Source organism: Aureimonas phyllosphaerae, from assembly GCF_047943035.1.
Classification (GTDB): Bacteria; Pseudomonadota; Alphaproteobacteria; order Rhizobiales; family Rhizobiaceae; genus Aureimonas; species Aureimonas phyllosphaerae.
In genome coordinates, this window is record NZ_CP181348.1 from 1299160 (window position 1) to 1318013 (window position 18854).

General features: G+C 65.5%; 15 protein-coding genes. 10 read left to right on the forward strand and 5 right to left on the reverse strand.

The features are described 5' to 3' along the window. Positions 1 to 17: 17 nt before the first annotated feature. Positions 18 to 1139, forward strand: a complete 1122-nt coding sequence (locus ACLNGM_RS05995) for a calcium-binding protein (RefSeq protein ID WP_090964883.1) — start codon at positions 18 to 20, stop codon at positions 1137 to 1139. 215 nt (positions 1140 to 1354) lie between these two features. Here the strand turns inward: ACLNGM_RS05995 and ACLNGM_RS06000 are convergent, their stop codons facing one another. The 3 genes from ACLNGM_RS06000 to ACLNGM_RS06010 form a co-directional block, all read right to left on the reverse strand. Beyond that, entirely contained in the window at positions 1355 to 2059 is a 705-nt protein-coding gene (locus ACLNGM_RS06000) for a Crp/Fnr family transcriptional regulator (RefSeq protein WP_183193314.1), read from the reverse strand. Between the two features lie 84 nt (positions 2060 to 2143). Beyond that, a complete protein-coding gene (locus ACLNGM_RS06005) occupies positions 2144 to 2938 on the reverse strand; it encodes a LuxR C-terminal-related transcriptional regulator (protein WP_416357604.1) in 795 nt (264 codons plus the stop codon). 805 nt (positions 2939 to 3743) lie between these two features. Further along, positions 3744 to 3992 carry a hypothetical protein gene (locus ACLNGM_RS06010; protein ID WP_090964877.1) on the reverse strand — a complete coding sequence of 83 codons (249 nt, stop codon included), beginning with the start codon at positions 3990 to 3992 and terminating at the stop codon, positions 3744 to 3746. Positions 3993 to 4410: 418 nt separating this feature from the next. On the opposite strand from ACLNGM_RS06010, the gene ACLNGM_RS06015 reads away from it, so the two are divergent. Together ACLNGM_RS06015 and ACLNGM_RS06020 are read left to right on the forward strand one after the other, a co-directional pair. After that, positions 4411 to 5757, forward strand: coding sequence for a UDP-glucose dehydrogenase family protein (locus ACLNGM_RS06015; RefSeq protein WP_416357605.1), 1347 nt, complete (start codon positions 4411 to 4413; stop codon positions 5755 to 5757). Positions 5758 to 5830: 73 nt separating this feature from the next. Continuing rightward, complete coding sequence (locus tag ACLNGM_RS06020; RefSeq protein WP_416357606.1) at positions 5831 to 6865, forward strand: NAD-dependent epimerase/dehydratase family protein; 1035 nt, start codon at positions 5831 to 5833, stop codon at positions 6863 to 6865. A gap of 4 nt (positions 6866 to 6869) precedes the next feature. On the opposite strand, the gene ACLNGM_RS06025 is transcribed toward ACLNGM_RS06020, so the two are convergent. Beyond that, positions 6870 to 7793: a methionyl-tRNA formyltransferase gene (locus tag ACLNGM_RS06025; protein ID WP_416358392.1), complete on the reverse strand. Its 924-nt coding sequence runs from the start codon at positions 7791 to 7793 to the stop codon at positions 6870 to 6872. A gap of 281 nt (positions 7794 to 8074) precedes the next feature. Here ACLNGM_RS06025 and ACLNGM_RS06030 point away from each other — a divergent pair, with 281 nt between their 5' ends. Together ACLNGM_RS06030 and ACLNGM_RS06035 are read left to right on the forward strand one after the other, a co-directional pair. Beyond that, positions 8075 to 9181, forward strand: coding sequence for a glycosyltransferase family 4 protein (locus tag ACLNGM_RS06030; RefSeq protein WP_416358393.1), 1107 nt, complete (start codon positions 8075 to 8077; stop codon positions 9179 to 9181). After that, the gene (locus ACLNGM_RS06035; protein ID WP_416357607.1) at positions 9178 to 10023 is read left to right on the forward strand and encodes a sulfotransferase domain-containing protein; all 846 of its coding nucleotides are present in this window, start codon (positions 9178 to 9180) and stop codon (positions 10021 to 10023) included. The genes ACLNGM_RS06030 and ACLNGM_RS06035 overlap by 4 nt, the downstream gene beginning before the upstream one ends. On the opposite strand, the gene ACLNGM_RS06040 is transcribed toward ACLNGM_RS06035, so the two are convergent. After that, complete coding sequence (locus ACLNGM_RS06040) at positions 10020 to 12056, reverse strand: acyltransferase family protein (protein ID WP_416357608.1); 2037 nt, start codon at positions 12054 to 12056, stop codon at positions 10020 to 10022. The two genes, ACLNGM_RS06035 and ACLNGM_RS06040, sit on opposite strands and share 4 nt — an antisense overlap. Positions 12057 to 12349: 293 nt before the next feature. On the opposite strand from ACLNGM_RS06040, the gene ACLNGM_RS06045 reads away from it, so the two are divergent. Genes ACLNGM_RS06045 through ACLNGM_RS06065 form a run of 5 tightly spaced genes read left to right on the forward strand, consistent with a single transcriptional unit; the run spans position 12350 to position 18787 of the window. Continuing rightward, positions 12350 to 13762 carry a lipopolysaccharide biosynthesis protein gene (locus ACLNGM_RS06045; RefSeq protein ID WP_416357609.1) on the forward strand — a complete coding sequence of 471 codons (1413 nt, stop codon included), beginning with the start codon at positions 12350 to 12352 and terminating at the stop codon, positions 13760 to 13762. After that, complete coding sequence (gene cysD / locus ACLNGM_RS06050) at positions 13762 to 14727, forward strand: sulfate adenylyltransferase subunit CysD (RefSeq protein ID WP_090965006.1); 966 nt, start codon at positions 13762 to 13764, stop codon at positions 14725 to 14727. Before ACLNGM_RS06045 ends, cysD begins: the two co-directional genes overlap by 1 nt. Then, a complete protein-coding gene (gene cysN / locus ACLNGM_RS06055; RefSeq protein WP_416357610.1) occupies positions 14727 to 16658 on the forward strand; it encodes a sulfate adenylyltransferase subunit CysN in 1932 nt (643 codons plus the stop codon). The genes cysD and cysN overlap by 1 nt, the downstream gene beginning before the upstream one ends. Then, a complete protein-coding gene (locus ACLNGM_RS06060) occupies positions 16658 to 17884 on the forward strand; it encodes a glycosyltransferase family 4 protein (protein ID WP_416357611.1) in 1227 nt (408 codons plus the stop codon). The genes cysN and ACLNGM_RS06060 overlap by 1 nt, the downstream gene beginning before the upstream one ends. 54 nt (positions 17885 to 17938) lie before the next feature. Beyond that, entirely contained in the window at positions 17939 to 18787 is an 849-nt protein-coding gene (locus tag ACLNGM_RS06065; protein WP_416357612.1) for a sulfotransferase, read from the forward strand. Positions 18788 to 18854 lie beyond the last annotated feature (67 nt).

Sequence of the window (18854 nt, forward strand, 5' to 3'; positions counted from 1 at the left end):
TGAAAGGTTCCGCCCCCATGAGTCAGCTGCTCGACACCCTGATGGCCACGCCGTTTCCGTCCGGATCGACGCGTTCCGAGCTTCTTCGCGGGACGGGCGGCGGCGATCGCATCGCGTCGGGTTCGGGCAGCGACACGATCTACGGCGACCTCGGCGCCGATACGATCCATGCCATGCCGCTGGCAGGCGAGCGCGTCCTCGTCTTCGGCGGCCGCGGTCCGGGAGACGCGCAGGACGGCGATGACGCGATCGCGGTCGCGGGCGAGGGATCGGGCGAGATCTACGCCAATGCCGGCAACGACACGATCCTCTACCGCGCGCTCGGCAACGCGACGATCTCGGCCGGCCTCGGGGACGACGAGGTCCGGATCCTCAACAAGGCGAACAACGCGGTCGTCGGCGGGTCCGGCAGCGACACGATCACGATCGACAGCACGGGCGACAACACGATCTTCGGCGGCAACACCGGTTCCGACCCGAGCGACGGCGCCGATCGCATCGTGGTGCGCGGCAACGGTCAGAACGTGGTCTATGCCAATGCCGGCAACGACGACATCTTCATCGGCGGCTCGGGCAACAACCATCTCTTCGCTGGGCTCGGAAACGATACGCTGCGCATCCAGGGCGTCGGCTCCAACGTGATCGTCGGCGGGCTCGGCGCCGATACGATCACGGTCGAGGGGAGCGGCAACAACACGATCTTTGGCGGCAGTGGTGCGGCCGATCCGCTGGACGGGAACGACGTCATCACCATCATCGGCGATGGACACAATCTCGTCTTCGCCGTCGGCGGCGATGATCTCGTCCGCGTCATCGGCAGCGTTGGAACGACGATCGACGGCGGCGCGGGAAACGACACGCTCCTCGGAGGCGACGGCCTCGATCGCATCGTCGGCGGGCGGGGCCTCAACGTCATGACCGGCAACGCGGGCGCCGACACGTTCGTCCATACGGCTGGAGCTCAGGACGTCATCACCGACTTCGACTGGTATCGCGGAGACCGGATCGAGACCGGCGTCCCGGTAGCGGGCCTGACGCAGATGCCCGACGGGACATTGTTCGTGGTCTATGCGGATCAGAGCTTCGTCGCCATCCAGCACGCCGCGCCGGAACTCATCACGTACAACCTGTTCGTCTGAACCCGTCGGCCAGACGTTCCAGGGCCTGCCTTCGAGGGGCGCCGTCCTGCAGCGGGAGTCTCGCCCGTGTTTCCGAGCGGGACCCTCCGTCGCATCGATGGCCGGCGCGGCATGCATTGGATCACCCAAGGGAAGCCTTTCAGGGTGTCCACAGCCCGCGCGAGACTCCGATCTCGTTGACCAGTGAACCCTGACATCCTCATCCGTTCGTCGGATCAGGACCCCAGCTTGGTGACATCGGGCACCAGAAGGCGGTCGTCTTCGCGAATGATGATGCCGGCATACTGCAGGTGGCTCATGGTGCGTGACACCGCTTCGCGATAGGTTCCGATCCTGCAGGCGATATCGGAATGCGTGGGGATGGGATGAATGGACGCCGATCCGTCGTGCCGGGCGTGCTTGCGGCAAAGGCGCATCAACTCGCTGCGAATGCGCTGACTGACATCGAGCGTCGTCAACTCGACGACCTGTTCGATCAGAACCTGCTCGCGATCGATCGCGCTTCGCAGGAGAGAGAGGACCAGCTCCCGGTCCTGGCAGAAGAGGTCGAGGATCGCAGCCGGTTTGATGACGGCGACGGTGGAATCCGCTGACGCCTCCACCGCGAAGTTGGCCGTGAAGCCGCCGACCAGAGCCGCTTCGCCGATGAACGATCCGACGCTGGATTCGCGGAGGGAAACGACCTTGCCTTCCTCGGTATAGGCGAAGAACCAGAATTCGCCCCGCGTCACGACGAAGACCTTGTCGAGGAGATCGCCAGGCAGGACGATGGTCGCGCCTTCTCGAACATCGAGCCATCGGGCCTGCCTATTGAGCTCCCGGATTGTGGCCTCGGACAGGCGCTGAAACATCGGGAGCGCACGCAGATCCCTCGCCATTTCGCCGTTGAGCGAGCCGTTGGTCTGCGAGCTTTCACGCATCGAACGCGTCTCCTTACCCGACCTCATTCACACATGGCGTTCGATGACTTCCCGGTTGCGGGTCTCGCGTACGAGCGGCCGCTATCAGGCAGGGTGTCTTGATCCCTCCAGCTTGCTCAAAAGATAGACGACTTCCGTTCTGTTGCGGGCCTTCAGTCGTTTCATGATGTTTCTGACATGAACCTTGACGGTGCTTTCACACATGTTCAGATCGTAGGCGATGATCTTGTTGGCCTTACCCTTCCGAAGGGCATCGATCACCAGCATCTGTCTGGACGTGAAAAGGCTCACGCTGTCCTCGTCCGCACTCGCGGCGGGGCTTTGCCGGATGAGCTGCTCGCATCGGGTCAGAATGCTGGCCGGGACATAGATTCCACCTGCCGCGACCAGATGCATGGCGCTGACCGCCACCTCCAGGCTGACCGTCGGCGGGATGTACCCGCGCACCCCGACCTCGAAGGCTCGTAGCACGTCCGACACGTCCTCGATCTCCGACAGGATGATCGTATCGGTCTCCGGCCTGTCGGCACGAACCTTTGCGATCTGGGACATATAATGCTCCGACTTGGCCTTCGACCAAGTGGCGCAGATCAGGATGATGTTGATGTGCCCAATCTTTGCGTCCGACGCATCGAGCGACTTCAGGTCGGAGAAGTAGTGAAGCTCGAGCGTTTCATCGACGGCCCGCAATCCGCGTCCGAAGCAGTCACGGATCAACGGACGATCGTCGATGACGGCGATTGTGAGGGGCGTCTCGCGATCGAGGCCGCGTCGCTGATCCTCCAGCCAGGAGCCGGCGAGGAAACTGTCGACCCCGCCTGGCGAAGCCTTGTCGACCGGGTGAATGCTGAAGGAGGAGGCATCATGCACGGCGCTCATCGATCGACCTCACAATTGATGTTTGACGTCATCCCTATCAATTAGGTGGAAAGTCACAGGCTCGCTCTGCAGGCCCGACCGCATCCGAAGGTCGGGGCCTGCAACTCGTTGGTAGGTAAACGATTCCTGAATTCAACCTATGCATCCATATTGCCTATTACAAATTGTTAAGGTGTGAGAAAACGCACAAGTGCAAGATAATCGTGCACTTACGGCCGTTTCCGTACGCTCAGACGCTACGGCATCCGGATCACGATGCAGTCGAGCCGACTTATCCACAGAGCAGTGGATAATTTTTTTGAGCCGGCTGAAGGTTTCCACCGAGGGAATTCCCTCAGACAAGCTGCCACTTCGTAATGTTCGATCAGGACATGTGGGTTCGCGGGAGAGATCGAGGTCTGCTTCAAAAGGTTGAAGGAGAAGGCCCGAAGGAAGGCTGGCGATTCGCCCCACCGTTCTTCCCTATGTTCTTTGGCGAAGTAACCGTTCCGGTCGAGACAGCGCCGTGCGAGCGTCATCGCGCGCTGATGCCAGGACGGGGCATGACGGTGCTTGTAAGGTCGGCAGCAAGCGGCTCCAGCAACCATCTGGCCCGATCGGGCTATCTAGGTCCGAGAAATTCCGCGACCGCCATCGTTGGTTGCCGCCCGAAGAGGTGTTGCCTGGCGCGCCTTGGTTCAGCTGTCGTCGTGACGAAGCAACTCAGCTTGGGAGGCTTTGCGGGTCCGGTACCCCTCGCAGGTGAAACCGCGGGAAACCCATCCCGGCGATAGGGCCTGCGTAGCGTCTCGCTGCGGGTTTCCACCTACCACCAGCCGGGCATGCCCAGCCAGCCGAACCAGATTTTCTTGAAGGCGACCCAGCCGAAGGCCGCTTCGCAAATGATCATGCACAGACCCAGAACGAGAAAACCCCGATCGCTTTCCACGGATTGGTCGGCATTACCGCGGGTGCGGTCGAATTCCAGCAGCTCGGCTTCCTGCTCCGTCAGGCATTGGGCCTGCTTGCGGGCGTAGAGGATACTCGCATGTCCGGCGATGTTCTGCGCGCCCATGGCTGATCTCCCTGTTTTGACAGCGAATCGCACCGGGCCGGGAGGGGCACCTTGTCAGGGACCCTTGGTCCGCTCGTGCGGCTCGTCCTTCTCCTCATCGTATGGCGGCCCCTCGAGGGCGACAATGTTCCCCCACCGCCCCAAAAGATCATCGGGATCCGGCGATCGAGCCAACGGGCAAACGCTTGCCGCCACCGTCCGATCGCCCCATTCGCCGAAAGAACACGACCTTGTTCCGAAGACGTAGCGACTGGCGAACGATCGATCGAAAGACCTATGAAGTCGCCGCGGAAGTGGAAGCGTCCGGCGCTTTGCTTCGAATAGGCAAGGCTGCCGCCGTCGTATTGTCACTCGACCCCATGGCAAGCCGACCGCACGATGGGCTCATCTCCCACAGGCAGAAGAGCTCGGCGACGCCATGCGGATCACGATCATAGGCTCAGGTTACGTCGGCCTCGTCAGTGGGGCGTGCTTTGCCGACTTCGGTCATGTGGTGACCTGCGTCGACAAGGCGGAGCACAAGATCGAGGCGCTGCGCGCCGGTCGCATGCCCATCTACGAGCCTGGGCTCGCCGAGATCGTCGCCAGTAACGTGCAGGCGGGCCGCCTTTCGTTCTCGACCGATCTCGCCGGTCCCGTCTCCGAAGCCGACGTCGTCTTCATTGCGGTCGGAACGCCGTCCCGACGCGGCGACGGACATGCCGACCTCAGCCATGTCTTCGACGTGGCCCGGGACATATCGCGGCATGTTCAGGGGTTCACGGTCGTCGCAACGAAGTCGACCGTTCCGGTCGGAACCGGCGACGAGGTCGACTACATCATCCGCACGGCCAATCCGAATGCAGACGTGGCCGTCGTCTCCAATCCGGAGTTCCTGCGGGAAGGCGCCGCGATCGAGGACTTCAAGCGACCCGACCGGATCGTCGTCGGCTATGCCGATCCGCGAGCGGTGGAGGTCATGACCGAGGTCTACCGGCCGCTCTACCTCAACGCCGCCCCGATCCTCTTCACCAGCCGGCGCACGTCCGAACTCGTCAAATACGCCGCGAACGCCTTTCTCGCGCTCAAGATCACCTTCATCAACGAGATCGCCGATCTCTGCGAGAATGTCGGGGCCAACGTTCAGGAGGTCTCGCGCGGGATCGGGCTCGACAAGCGCATCGGGCCGAAATTCCTGAACGCAGGGCCGGGCTACGGGGGATCCTGCTTTCCCAAGGATACGCTCGCTCTCGTCAAGACCGCCCAGGACAGCAACGCGCCGCTCCGGCTCGTCGAGGCGACCGTGGCCGTCAACGACCAGCGCAAGCGGGCGATGGCGCGCAAGGTGGTCGCGGCCTGCGGCGGGCGGGTGCGAGGGCGCACGATCGCCGTGCTCGGCCTCACCTTCAAGCCGAACACCGACGACATGCGCGAGGCGCCCGCCATCTCCATCATCCAGGGGTTGATCGATGCGGGCGCGCGCGTCACCGCCTATGATCCGCAGGGAATGGAGCAGGCCCGCCCGCTCCTCGATCCCCATGTCGCCTATGCGGAGGATGCCTATGCCTGCGCGCATGGAGCCGATGCGCTCGTCATCGTGACGGAATGGGACCAGTTCCGCGCGCTCGACCTCGACCGACTGGCGGCGGGCATGACGGGCAACGTCCTCGTGGATCTGCGCAACATCTATCGCAGCGAGGAGATCGAAAAGCGGGGCCTTCGCTACACCTGCCTCGGCGATGGGCTCGCGACGCTTTCCCTCTCGTATCCGGTGGCCGCGGAATGACCCACGCCGCTCCCGACCACGCCGCTCCCCAGCGGCCCTGTTTGCCTACAACGCCACGCGAGGTCCACCCGTCATGAGGATCCTGATCACCGGGACCGCGGGCTTCGTCGGATTCCATCTGGCGAACCGGCTTCTCGACGACGGTCACGAGGTCGTCGGCTTCGACGCGATGACGCCTTACTACGATGTCAAGCTGAAGGCGGCCCGGCATGCGATCCTGGCGCGCCGCCCCGGTTTTCGCGCCCTGACCGGACGCGTCGAGGACATGGATGCGCTGCGCCATGCCGCAGATCTCGCCGATCCCGAGATGGTGGTGCACCTCGCCGCGCAGGCCGGGGTGCGCTATTCGATCGACCACCCGCAGACCTATGCGGACAGCAACCTCATCGGCTCCTTCAACATCGTGGAACTCGCGCGCGGCCTCAAGCTGAGGCATCTGATGCTGGCGTCGACGAGTTCGGTCTACGGCGCCAACACCGCGCTGCCGTTCGCCGAGTCCGACAAGGCGGACCTGCCGTTGACCTTCTATGCCGCGACCAAGAAGGCGATGGAGGAGATGTCGCATGCCTATGCGCACCTCTTCTCGATCCCGACGACCTGCTTCCGGTTCTTTACGGTCTATGGACCCTGGGGACGGCCGGACATGGCGCTTTTCCGCTTCGTCGAGGCGATCGAGGACGGTCGACCGATCGAGATCTACGGGGAGGGGCGCATGCGGCGCGACTTCACCTATGTCGGCGATCTCGTCGAGGCGATCGCGCGGCTGGCCGACTGCCCGCCCTCGATCGGTCGACCGGTGCAGGTGGAGGGCGTCGCCGACACCCTGTCACCCGTCGCGCCCTGGCGGGTCGTCAATATCGCCGGCGGCAAGCCGGTCGAACTGATCGATTTCGTGTCTGCGATCGAGCGCTGCCTCGGCAAGCGGGCAGTGCGCAGGATGCTGCCGATGCAGCCGGGCGATGCCGCCGTCACCTTTGCCGACCACCGCCTGCTGGAGGCGTTGACCGGTTACGCTCCGAAGACGCAGGTCGAGGACGGGGTTGCGGCCTTTGTCGAGTGGTATCGAGAACATTGGGCCCGGACGACCCCGGCACCGGTCCCCGCCTGATGCCTCAGGCGGGCCTGCGGCACGGGCCCAGCCGGGCGTGCACCTTTGGGCGCCGCCCGTCCGGCGACCCGCGCCAGGTGGTGACTTCGATCGTGATGCCATCGCCGCACAGAACCGAGAACCCGCGTTCGGTGTGGCCCTGGACCTGACCGGTCAGGCCGATATGGCGCCCGCGTGGTGCCAGCGCGCACGCCGAGCCGACGACGATCCGGTCGCCGGCATCGAAGGTGAAGGCTCCCGGATAGGGGTCGCCCACCGCCCGCACGAGACGCAGGATCGCCTCGGATGGCTCGCGCCAGTCGATGAGACCGTCCGCTTCGGTCCGTTTGGCGCAGTAGCTCGCAAGCCGTTCGTCCTGGGCGGTGCCGGCGGCCTCGCCCCTCGCGATCCTGTCCAGCGCATCCACAGCGATCTCGGCGAGCGCCTGCTTGTGCTTGTCGTAGAGCGATCGGGCGGTTTCGTCGTGCGCGACGGGGAACAGACGCTGGACGATGATCGGACCGCTGTCGACCCCTTCGTCCAGCCAGAAGACGCTCGAGCCCGAGGTCGTCTCCTCCGCCAGGATCGTCCAGGGGATCACCGCCCGTCCGCGGAAACGCGGCAGGGGCGAGGGGTGGTAGCCGAGGGTTCCCAGCCGTGCCACCGAGCGGAAGGGCTCGCGGCAGATCTGCGACCAGCCGATCACCATCGTGAGGTCCGGTGCCGCTGCGCGGATCGCTTCGACCGTTTCCGGCGCATTGATGTTGGTCGTGAAGTGCACGGCCGCCCCGGCTTTGCGGGCGGGACGAGCGAGATCGACGTAATCCGAATGGCGATGGGCCGATTCCGGCGGAAGCGTGACCACCAGAACGGGAGCCCGTCCGGCGGCGATCAGGGCCTCGAGCGCGACGAGCGATCCTTCGACTGCTCCTACGAAAACGGTGCGGATCGAACTCATGATCCCCGCGGCTCCCGAATCATTCGATCGCACGTTCGGCGACCTTCCGTTCTCGAGGCCACAATGGAACCTCGACCGGTCCAAGTGCGCCTTTAGACGTAGGAAGAGGTCGCGCCGACGCTCCAAAGTCCAGCTGTTCCGCCGTGCCTTGCCCCGCATACTCGAAGGACGCGAGGGATCGAAATCCGGGGCACCGCTTGGGACACGAACGCAACCCGACGACGTTCAAACCGGTCGCAGGCCTTCCGCCCGCTGCGGGCGCGGCGGCGAGGATCTGCATCGTCCTGCCCGGATTGGGAGCGGGCGGGACCGAGCATGTGGTCAGCGTGCTTGCCAACGAATGGATCGCTCGCGGCCGATCGGTGACGATCCTGACGCTGGAAGAGCCGGGCGCGGTTCCCTACTACCCGCTCCACCCCGGCATCAAGGTCCGGCGTCTGGGGCTGCCGCCGGGCCGCCGTGGCGCGGTCTCGGCGATCGGTACCGCGGGTCGTCGCGTGTGGCGTCTCCACCGGGCGCTGCGAGAGGTGGGACCGGACGTCGTCGTCAGCTTTCTCGTCCGCACGAACGTCCTCACGCTGATGGCTGCGTTCCGCCTCGGCGTGGAGGTCGTCGTGTCGGAGCGCAACAACCCGGCGGCCCAGACCGTCGGACCGATCTGGAACACCCTCCGCTCGCGCCTCTACCCGCGCGCCTTCGGCCTCGTGACGATGACGAAGGGTGCGCTCGAGTTCTTCCCCGCGCCGATGCGCCGGCGCGGATGGGTGATCCCCAATCCGGTCGATCTGCCGGCGGCGGGACGGCGTCGGTCCGATGGCCGGACGCTGACCGCCGTCGGCCGGCTGGTTCCGCAGAAGGGGTTCGACCTCCTCCTGCGCGCCTTCGCCGAGATCGCTCCGGAAGTTCCGGACTGGCGCCTCGTGATCTGGGGCGAGGGCGCCGACCGTGGCCTTCTCGAAGCCGAGCGCGCCAGTCTCGGGCTCGATGGCCGGGTCGAAATGCCCGGCGTCACCGATGTGCCGGGCGTCTGGGTCGATACGGCCGACGCCTTCGTCCTGTCCTCGCGCTTCGAGGGCTGGGGCATCGTTCTTCTGGAAGCCATGGCCGCAGGCCTTCCCGTGGTTTCCTTCGACTGCCGCTGGGGCCCAAGGGAGATGATCGAGGATGGCCAGAACGGCCTTCTCGTCGAGCCCGAGAACGTGGCGGCCATGGCCGGGGCGCTGCGGCGCCTGCTCTCGGACGAGAGCCTGCGCCGGCGTCTTGCCGAAGCGGCGCGCCAAAGTAGCCGCCGGTTCACCACCGCTCACGTCGTGGACCGCTGGGACGAGGTCGTCGATGCGGCGCTCACGTCCCACTCCCATTCGAGGTACGGCCCATGACCATGCTGCATCAGCGCGCGTTCCGGAAGATCGACCGCCGGGTCAGGATGACCTGGGCGGCCGTCGGGGCCGACACGTTCCTCGTGTCCTACCCGAAGTCGGGACGGACGTGGTTCCGCTTCATCCTCTCGCACTACTTCGCGTCCCTCGCGCGCGAAGGGGAGGCGGTCGATCTGCGGGAAATGTTCGGGGTCGTTCCGAACTACGATCTCGATCCGGTGCGCGGCATCCCCGCGTTCCGATACGGACATCGGCGCAGCGATGTTCCGCTGATCCTCGTCACTCATCATCTCTACCGGCGATCGCTCTTTCTCAATCGCCCGATCATCTTCATGGTGCGCGACCCCCGCGATGTTCTCGTCTCGGCCTACTTCCATGCCACGCGTCACAAGCACCGCTTCATCGGCGGGATCGACGAGTTCATCGTGGACGAGGCGCAGGGCGCTCCTGCCCTCGTTCGCTACCTCAATGCCTGGGGAAGGGGGCTTCCTCATCACCGCAACATCGTCATCAGCTACGAAGCGCTGACGGCCGAGACGGAGGCCACCAGTTCGAGCGTGGTGGATTTCCTCGGTTTCCCGCCTCGACCGGAACCGATGCGACGTGCGGTCGAGGCGTCGCGCTTCGAGGCGATGCGCGAGCGCGAGATCGAGCAGGGGCTCCCGGCGCACGACTATGATCGCGGCGATACCGAAAGCCTGCGGATGCGGCGCGGCGTGGCGGGCGGCTTTGCAGACTATCTCAGCGAAGCGCAGGCGGTCAGGATCCTCGACATCTGCGAGCGCCAGCTGACGCCGGCCGCCAAGGCTCTGGTGTCGAAGACCGGCCTCCAACTCGGCTAGTTCCCGTCTCGAGCCTTCACGGGCGGGATCGGGGTCGGCGGCTCCTCGAACATGTCGTCGATCACGTTCGCGAGTTGCTCGGCGCCGAACGCGCTGAGATGGTCGTCGTCGCGATAGAGCGAGCGGCCACCGATCTCGGCCGCGCAGGTCGCCCCGTCGCAGAGATGACGCGCCGGTGCGATGAACTGGAACCGATGCCATTTGGCGAGCTGCGCGAAGACGTCTTCCACCACCGCGTTCCGGCGATGGAAGGCTTCGGCGGTCGTGCGGGGCGGCGAGCGGCGGAAGAGATCCGCCATCGCCAGCGCCATCGGCGGCAGGAACTCGTTCTCGGGGACCGCGCCGATCACCGTGATGCGCCGATCGGACAGCGCGTCGAAGGCCCGGTCGAGGCCGCGGATGAGCGAACGCTTGTTCTCTTCGATCGACACTTCGGGCGACTGTCCGTCCGTATAGAAGGAAACAGGCTGCTGGTAGCCTGTCCCCAGGGCCTGGCGCGTCCAGCGTGCGGCGAAGACGACCTCCTCGATCGAGGCCTGCGCCCGGATCTCGTCGATCGCCTTGGCGACGAAGGTCGAGCACGATGCATTCCGCTTGCCGTCCACGACACGCGCGACGCCGAGCATCGGTCGGCAGGCGTGCTTGACGAAGACGAGCCCCTTCTGTCGGTGGTGCGTCGCGGCCAGTTCGAAGGCCGGAATCAGCGCTTCCGCGTGGCTGTCGCCGATCACGGCGAAGCTCAGGTCGGGCGCCGACAGATCCCCCACGAGGCAGATACCCGACAGATTGGTGCGCGCTGCGGACCAGCTTGCACAGGACACGCGGCTTTCGGCTTCGGGCGGTAAGAGCGGGCTATAGGCGAGAAGCCGATCGGGCAGGCGCTGCGGCAACCCGCCGGTTGCCTGAAGGACGATCCCCGTCAGGAAGATGCCGGCCGTGACCGCAGCCGCCCTGCGCAGGACCGCCGCCCTGGATTGCGTTCGCGGGCGCCGGAACGGTTCCTCGACGAAGCGCCAGGAGACGATGGCCAAAAGAACGGAGGTCGCAAGCGCTGCTGCGGTCTCGAAGCCATCGAGCTCGCGAGCCAGCGCGTAGCGCAGGAGCGACAGGACCGGCCAATGCCAGAGGTAGAGCGAGAACGAGAGCCGGCCGACCGCGACCAGAGGGCGGCTTCCCAGAAGCTTCGACGCCCCGACGTGGCCCGATGTCCCCGCACCGATCACCAGCGCCGCGCCGAGGGTCGGCAATAGGGCGGCAAAGCCCGGGAAGGGCGTTTGAGCATCGTAGATCGCAACGGCCAGGAGGATCGATGCAAGACCGAGCCAACCCGCGCGTCGAGCGAGCGCGGGCGGAAGCGCGGGGCCGGGTGACAGAGCCAGAAGAGCGCCGAGAAGCAGTTCCCAGGCCCGCGGCGGCAGGAGGTAGAAGGCTGCCTGGGGATCCTTGTGCGTGGCGATGACGCCTATGGCGAACGAGGCGGCGGTCAGGCCCGCCAGCACGCGCCGTCGATTTGGCGGATCCATCCACCAGAGGAGGACCAGAAGACAGGGAAAGCCGAGGTAGAACTGTTCCTCGATCGACAGCGACCAGGTGTGAAGGAGGGGTTTGAGCTCCGCCGGCGCATCAAAATAGTCGGCTTGAGCCCAGAACAGGATATTGGAGGCGAAGCCCGCCGTCGCCGCGATCGAAGCGCCGAGCGAGCGGAAGTCCGGCGGAAGAAAAAAGCATCCGGCGACGATGCAGGTGACGAGAACCGTGGCGAAGAGGGCCGGGAAGATGCGCCGGACGCGACGGGCGTAGAAGTCGGCGAATGTGAAGCGACCGCGGTCCAAGTCTTCGCAGATGATCGATGTGATCAGGAAGCCGGAGATGACGAAGAAGACGTCGACGCCGACGTAGCCGCCTGCAAAACCGGGCAACTCAGCGTGAAACAGGAGGACCGCGACGACGGCGACCGCTCGCAGGCCGTCGATGTCGGCACGATAAAACGAGCGCTCCCGTGCGCTCGATCGATGAACCGGGTCTTGCCCCATACAGTCCCCGCCGCCCCGTGCGGACGAGAGCCGGACGGTTGGCCCGGCAGCTTATCGTCCACGGGCGACGCGTCGCCCCCGGCAAAGGTCTACCGTGCCCCAGGACTGCGGAGCGACAGGAGTAAGGGGGTAAGGCGAACGACGTAGATCATCGTTGCCCGCTTGGTCCGAAGGGGGCGGTCGTCGGAGGTCGGAGACCGAAGGGCGAACTAGCCGCGCTTTCCCGCCCGCGCACTATGAGGCTGCGACGAATGCGGCGGGATAGGCTGTCCGGGCGATCGCAAGAGGCGATCTTGGCCCATTCGAACCTCCTTCCCGGTCGTGTGCGAAAGGCTCTGCGCAGCTTCCGGCAGACGGGCGACCATCGCACGCGCCTCGCCAATATCGGCCATCTCCTCACCGGAAACTTCATCGGCTCGCTGCTCGGCCTTGCCGCCTTCGCACTCTCCGCGCGCGCGCTGGGCCCTGTCGATTACGGGCTCCTTGCGATGATCTACACATTCGTCCGCGTGGTGGAGCGCGTCGTCAGTTTCCAGACATGGCAGCCGATCATCAAGTACGGCGCCGACCTTCAGCATCCCGCGCAGCGCGGCGACCTGCGCATGCTGCTGAAGTTCGGCTTCCTTCTCGACCTCGCAAGTGCGGTCCTTGCCTTCGCCGTCGCAGTCCTTGGAGCCCTCATGGGGGCGTATCTCTTTTCCTGGCCGGCCGAGACGACGCATCTGGTGATCGCGTACTCGAGCGTCCTCCTGTTCCAGCTCACGGGAATGCCGACCGCCGTCCAGCGCATGGCCGGCCAGTTCCGCCTCGTGGCCTACGGGCAACTGGTCAACTCGATCGCGCGCGTCGGCCTATGTCTTGTCGGCAGCCTGATGATGGCCGGGCTGCCCTATTTCGTGGCGGTCTGGGCCGGGACGCAGGCGCTCGGCTCGCTGATCATGCTGGGATTGGCACTTCATACCCTGCGCCGACAGGGCATCCACCGGCTGCTGACGGCGAGCGTGCGGGGCGTCACGCAGCGCTTCCCCGGCATCTGGGGTTTCGCCTGGTCGGCCAACCTGTCGCTGACGCTGCGCATGAGCGCGCAAGAGTTCGACACGCTTCTCGTCGGCGCACTGACCGATCCCGCGGCCGCCGGCCTTTACCACATCGCCAAGCGGATCGGACGCGTCGGGCAGCAGGTGGGGGCACAGGTCCAGGCCGTGCTCTATCCGGACGTGACACGGCTTTGGGCTCAGGGACGCGTCGGCGAGTTCAAGCGCTTGATCCTGCAGATCGAGGGGCTGCTCTTCGTCGCCAGTCTCGTCGGCATCGTCGCGATCGCGGTCCTGATCCATCCGCTCCTTCTCTGGACGGCCGGCCCGGAATTTCTCGGCGCTTCCTCGCTCGTCGTCGTGCAGATGGTGGCCGTCGCCTTCGTGCTATGCGGCTCGGCCATGCGCGTCGGGCTCCTCGCCATGGGCCGCCAGCACGACGTCCTGCGCACCGTCGTGGTCGGAACGATCGTGTTCTTCGCCGTCGCCCTTCTCCTCATTCCGACGATCGGGCCCATGGGCGGCAACATCGCCCATATCGCGCTCGGGATCTGCTGGGCGGGCGGTCTCAGCTTCACGCTCCACCGCGCGCTCGTGCACCATCAGACGGCGCGCCCGGATCCGCTCGATCTGCCCCGCGACACCGCTCTCCTCGTTTCGAAAGGCGCATGATGTCCATCGCTGTTCCCCTTGCCCCGGAAACCAGGCCCGCGTCCGCACGAGAGGCAGGAGGCGGTTCGCTGCCGGAACATCTCCGGCGTCTCGAGGCCGAGGCGATCTTCATCTTCCGTGAGGTCGCCGCCGAATTCCAGAATCCGGTGCTGATGTATTCGATCGGCAAGGACTCGGCCGTGATGCTGCATCTGGCGATGAAGGCGTTTTTTCCCGCCCTGCCGCCGTTCCCGCTGCTTCACATCGACACGACGTGGAAGTTCGCCGAGATGATCCGGTTTCGCGACGAGACGGTGGCCCGTCTCGGTCTCGACCTCGTGGTCCATCGCAACGAGGCGGGACTGGCCGAGGGGATCAATCCGTTCACGCACGGATCCTCGTTCTACACGCAGGTGATGAAGACCGAGGCGCTGAAGGCGGCGCTGTCGGCTCATCGCTTCGATGCCGCGTTTGGCGGTGCGCGTCGCGACGAGGAGAAATCGAGGGCCAAGGAGCGCATGTTCTCGTTCCGCTCGGCCAATCATGGCTGGAACCCGAAGGATCAGCGGCCGGAACTCTGGAACCTCTTCAACACCCGCATCAAGTCGGGCGAGTCGATCCGCGTCTTCCCCCTGTCCAACTGGACCGAGCTCGACGTGTGGGAATACATCCTGGCCGAGGACATCCCGATCGTCCCTCTCTACTTCGCGGCGCCGCGCCCCGTGGTGGAGCGCGACGGGCAGTGGATCATGGTCGACGACCACCGCCTGCCCCTGCGCGCGGGCGAGGTGCCCGAGATGCGCAGCGTGCGCTTCCGCACGCTCGGCTGCTACCCGCTGACGGCGGCGTGCGAAAGCGAGGCCGCAACGCTTCCCGACATCGTCCGTGAGATTCTCCTGGCCCGCACATCGGAGCGTTCGGGGCGCCTCATCGATCATGACGAGGCCGCATCCATGGAGAAGAAGAAGCAGGAGGGCTATTTCTGATGAGCGCCGTTCTCGACACGTCCCACGCCGGTCCTGAAGCGGCCTCCGGCCTTCCCGGCCTCCTGCCCGGTGCGGAGCGCAAGAGCCTTCTGCGGTTCCTCACCTGCGGCAGCGTCGACGACGGCAAGTCGACCCTCATCGGCCGGCTCCTCTACGACACGAAGCTCCTGACCGAGGACCAGCTCGCCGCCCTCGGCCGCGACTCCAACCGCCGTCGCGGCGCCACGGAGGATGAGCTCGACTTCGCCCTTCTCGTCGACGGTCTCGCCGCCGAGCGCGAGCAGGGCATCACGATCGACGTCGCCTATCGCTTCTTCGCCACGGATGCGCGCAAGTTCATCGTCGCCGACACGCCGGGCCATGAACAGTACACCCGCAACATGGCGACCGGCGCTTCCAACGCCGATCTGGCCGTGCTCCTCGTCGACGCGCGCCACGGCATCCTGACGCAGACGCGCCGCCATTCCTTCATCGTCTCGCTGCTCGGCATCCGGCACGTCGTCCTGGCCGTGAACAAGATCGATCTCGTCGACTATTCGAAGGATGTCTTCGAGGCCATCGTGGCGGAGTACCAGGCCTTCGCCGAGAGTTTCGGGTTCCGCTCGCTGCAGGCCATCCCGTTGGCGGCTCGCTTCGGCGACAACATGCTGACCCGCAGCGAGCGGACGCCCTGGTACGAGGGGCCGTCGCTGATCGAACACCTCGAAACCATCGAGGTCGAGGAGGCCGACCCCAGCGCTCCCTTTCGGATGCCCGTCCAATGGGTCAGCCGCCCGCATCTCAACTTCCGCGGCTTTGCCGGCACGATCGCGGCCGGATCGGTGCGGACGGGCGATCGGATCGTCGTCGCCGGGTCGGGCATCACCAGCCGTGTGAAACGGATCGTCACCTATGACGGTGATCTCGCGGCCGCGGGTGCGGGCGCGGCCGTCACCCTGACCCTCGAGGACGAGATCGACGCCTCGCGCGGCGACGTCATCGCCGCGGCGGTCGCTCGCCCCCAGGTCTCGGACCAGTTCGCCGCGCACCTGATCTGGATGCATGCCGATCCCCTGATCGCCGGCCGCCCCTATCTCGTGAAGATCGGCACCCGGACGCTCACGGCCAGCGTCACCGACATCAAGCACAAGGTCGACGTCAACACCCTTCAGAAGCTCGCCGCCAGGACGCTCGAACTCAACGAGGTCGGGTTCGTCAACCTGTCGACGCACGAGCCGATCGCCTTCGATCCGTTCTCGAGCATCAAGGAGACCGGCGCCTTCATCGTCATCGACCGGATGACGAACCTCACCGTCGGTGCGGGGATGATCGAGTTCGGTCTTCGACGCGCGCACAACATCCACTGGCAGGCGCTCGACGTCGACAAGTCGTCGCGTGCCGCGCTCAAGGGCCAGAAGCCGGCCGTCCTCTGGTTCACGGGACTTTCCGGCGCCGGCAAATCGACCATCGCCAACCTCGTGGAGAAGCGGCTCCATTCGCTGGGCATCCACACCTATATTCTGGACGGCGACAACATCCGCCACGGGTTGAACCGCGACCTCGGTTTCACGGAAGCCGACCGGGTGGAGAACATCCGACGCGTCGCGGAAGCGGCCCGCCTCTTCGCCGACGCCGGCATCGTCACGCTGGTTTCCTTCATTTCGCCCTTCCGAGCCGAACGGCGGATGGCGCGCGAGATGCTGCAGGAGGGCGAGTTCATCGAGATTTTCGTGGACACGCCCATCGAAGTCGCCGAAAGCCGGGATCCGAAGGGCCTCTACAAGCGCGCCCGCCAGGGTCTGATCGAGAACTTCACCGGCATCGACAGTCCCTACGAGCCGCCGGAAGAGCCCGATATCCGGATGACGCCGGACCTCAGCGCGGCCGATGCCGCCGAAGTCGTGGTGTCGCATCTCATGCGGGCCGGCTACATCACACAAGGCGCGCACTGATGCCGGAATGCAGGCGTCTCGACGCGGCCGGCCCGCTTCGGGTCTGCTTTCCCTTCGTGGGAGACGACGTGGGAGGAAGCCACATCTCCGCGCTGAAGCTGATCCAGGGCTTCGACCGCTCTCAGGTGGAGCCCGTTGTCGTGCTGCAACGCACGGACGGGCCGCTTGCGGCCTTTCTGCGCCGCGAGGACCAGGCCTTCGTCGGCTGTCCCCTGGAGGCGACGCTGTCCCCTCGGAACGGCGAGCAGCCGCACCTTGCGAGTTTCCTGGGGCAGACCTTGCCCTTCCTGCGCCGTTTCATCCGCGAAGGGCGCTTCCATATCGTCCATACGAACGACGGGCGGATCCATGCGAACTGGGGTCTTGCAGCGCGCCTCGCCGGCGCGCGACTGGTGTGGCACCACCGGGGCGATCCCGCCGCACGGGGCGTCAACCGCCTCGCGCCGTTGATCGCGAACGAGATCGTCACCGTTTCGCATTTCTCGCGCCCGAAGCGGCCCCTCCTGCCGCTCCGCGATCGGCTCAGCGTGATCAACAGCCCGTTCGATCCACCCCTCCGATCGCCGGACCGAAACGACGCCAAGGATTTGCTGCTCGGCGAACTCGGCCTGCCTGCCGGAACGAGAGTGCTCAGCTATGTGGGAAGCCTGATCGAGCGCAAGCGGCCCCTGCTTTTCGTCGAGATCGTCGCGCAATTCCGCCAGCGACATCCCGCCATCCCCATCGTGGGATGCATGTTCGGCGCGCCCGATCCCGCCGGCGCTGATCTCGATGCGGCGGTTCGCGCCCGTATCGAGGCTCTCGGCCTCCAGCATGTCGTGCGCCTCATGGGCTTTCGAAGCCCCATGGAGACCTTTCTGGCCGCCACCGACATCCTGCTTGTTCCCGCTTTCGGCGAGCCGCTCGGGCGCACGTTGGTGGAAGCCATGTTTCTTCGCACGCCGGTGGTGGCGACCGACCATGGCGGCAATCCGGAGGCCATCTGCGACGGACGAACCGGTTTCCTCGTCCATCCCGAGAGTGCGGATGCGTTCATCTATCCCATGGCCCGACTGCTGTCGGACCCGAACCTCTCGACGCGCATCGCCGATGCAGCCGAGGCCGAGGCCCATCAGTCCTATGGTTCGGTGCGCCATGTGGAACAGATCATGGCTGTCTATGCCCGCGCGCTTCGCCGGCCTGCACGTTCCGCCAGGCTGACCGGCGTCACGGAAACCTTCGCTTAGCAGCACCGTGGCGCGACCGCCGCCAGCCATTCGAAACCAGGGAGTGCACCAGGCATGCGCGCGCAAGACATCGACTTCCTGATCATCGGCGCGGCCAAGAGCGCGACGACCTGGTTGCAGAAAGCTCTTCAGGCCGATCCGCACGTGTTCATGCCGGAGCCCGAACTGCACTACTTCAGTCGCAACCACGAGCGGGGGGACGACTGGTACTTCCGGCAATTCGAGGGATGCAGGGCGGACCAGATCGTCGGCGAGAAGTCGAATTCCTACCTCGACAATCCGCTCGCGCCGGCGCGCGTCCAGGCCCTTCTGCCGCATGCCCGGCTGGTCGTTCAACTCCGGAACCCGGTCGAGCGCGCCTATTCCGACTACTGCATGCTGTATCGGCGCGGCGAGGCCGGCGGGAACATCGAGGCGGAACTCGATACGCGGACGGGACGGGGCAACCGCTTTCTCAACGGCGGCCTCTACCACGATCAGCTGACCGCCTACCTCGACCTATATCCGCAGGATCAGCTTCTGGTTCTCTTCTACGAGGACATGCTGGCCGATCCGGGTCGACAGCTCGCGAAGGTCCGCGCGCATCTCGGTCTTCCCGAAGCAGATCCGCGTTCCGTCGACATGAAGAAGGTGAAGGATCGCACCGAACCGATGGTCGGGCGGGGTCTGCGCCGTGCGCTCGGTCCGATCAAGCCGATCGTGCGGCCTTTTCGTCGCCATCCCCTTTTCGTCGCGGCGCGGAAGCGGCTGATCGGCGAGGTCGCGTATCCGGCCCTGTCGTCCTCGCTGCGCGCGAGGCTCGTGGACTATTATGAACCGGACGTCGCCCGGTTGGGCAATCTCATTCAGGCCGACCTGTCTGGATGGCTTGGCCGTGCCGGACGAGGTACGTCTTTCGAGTAACGAGCGCTTCTGAAGTCAGTATGATGCGAAGGATGCAGGCGTTCTTCGCGTCAACTGAGTGTATTCC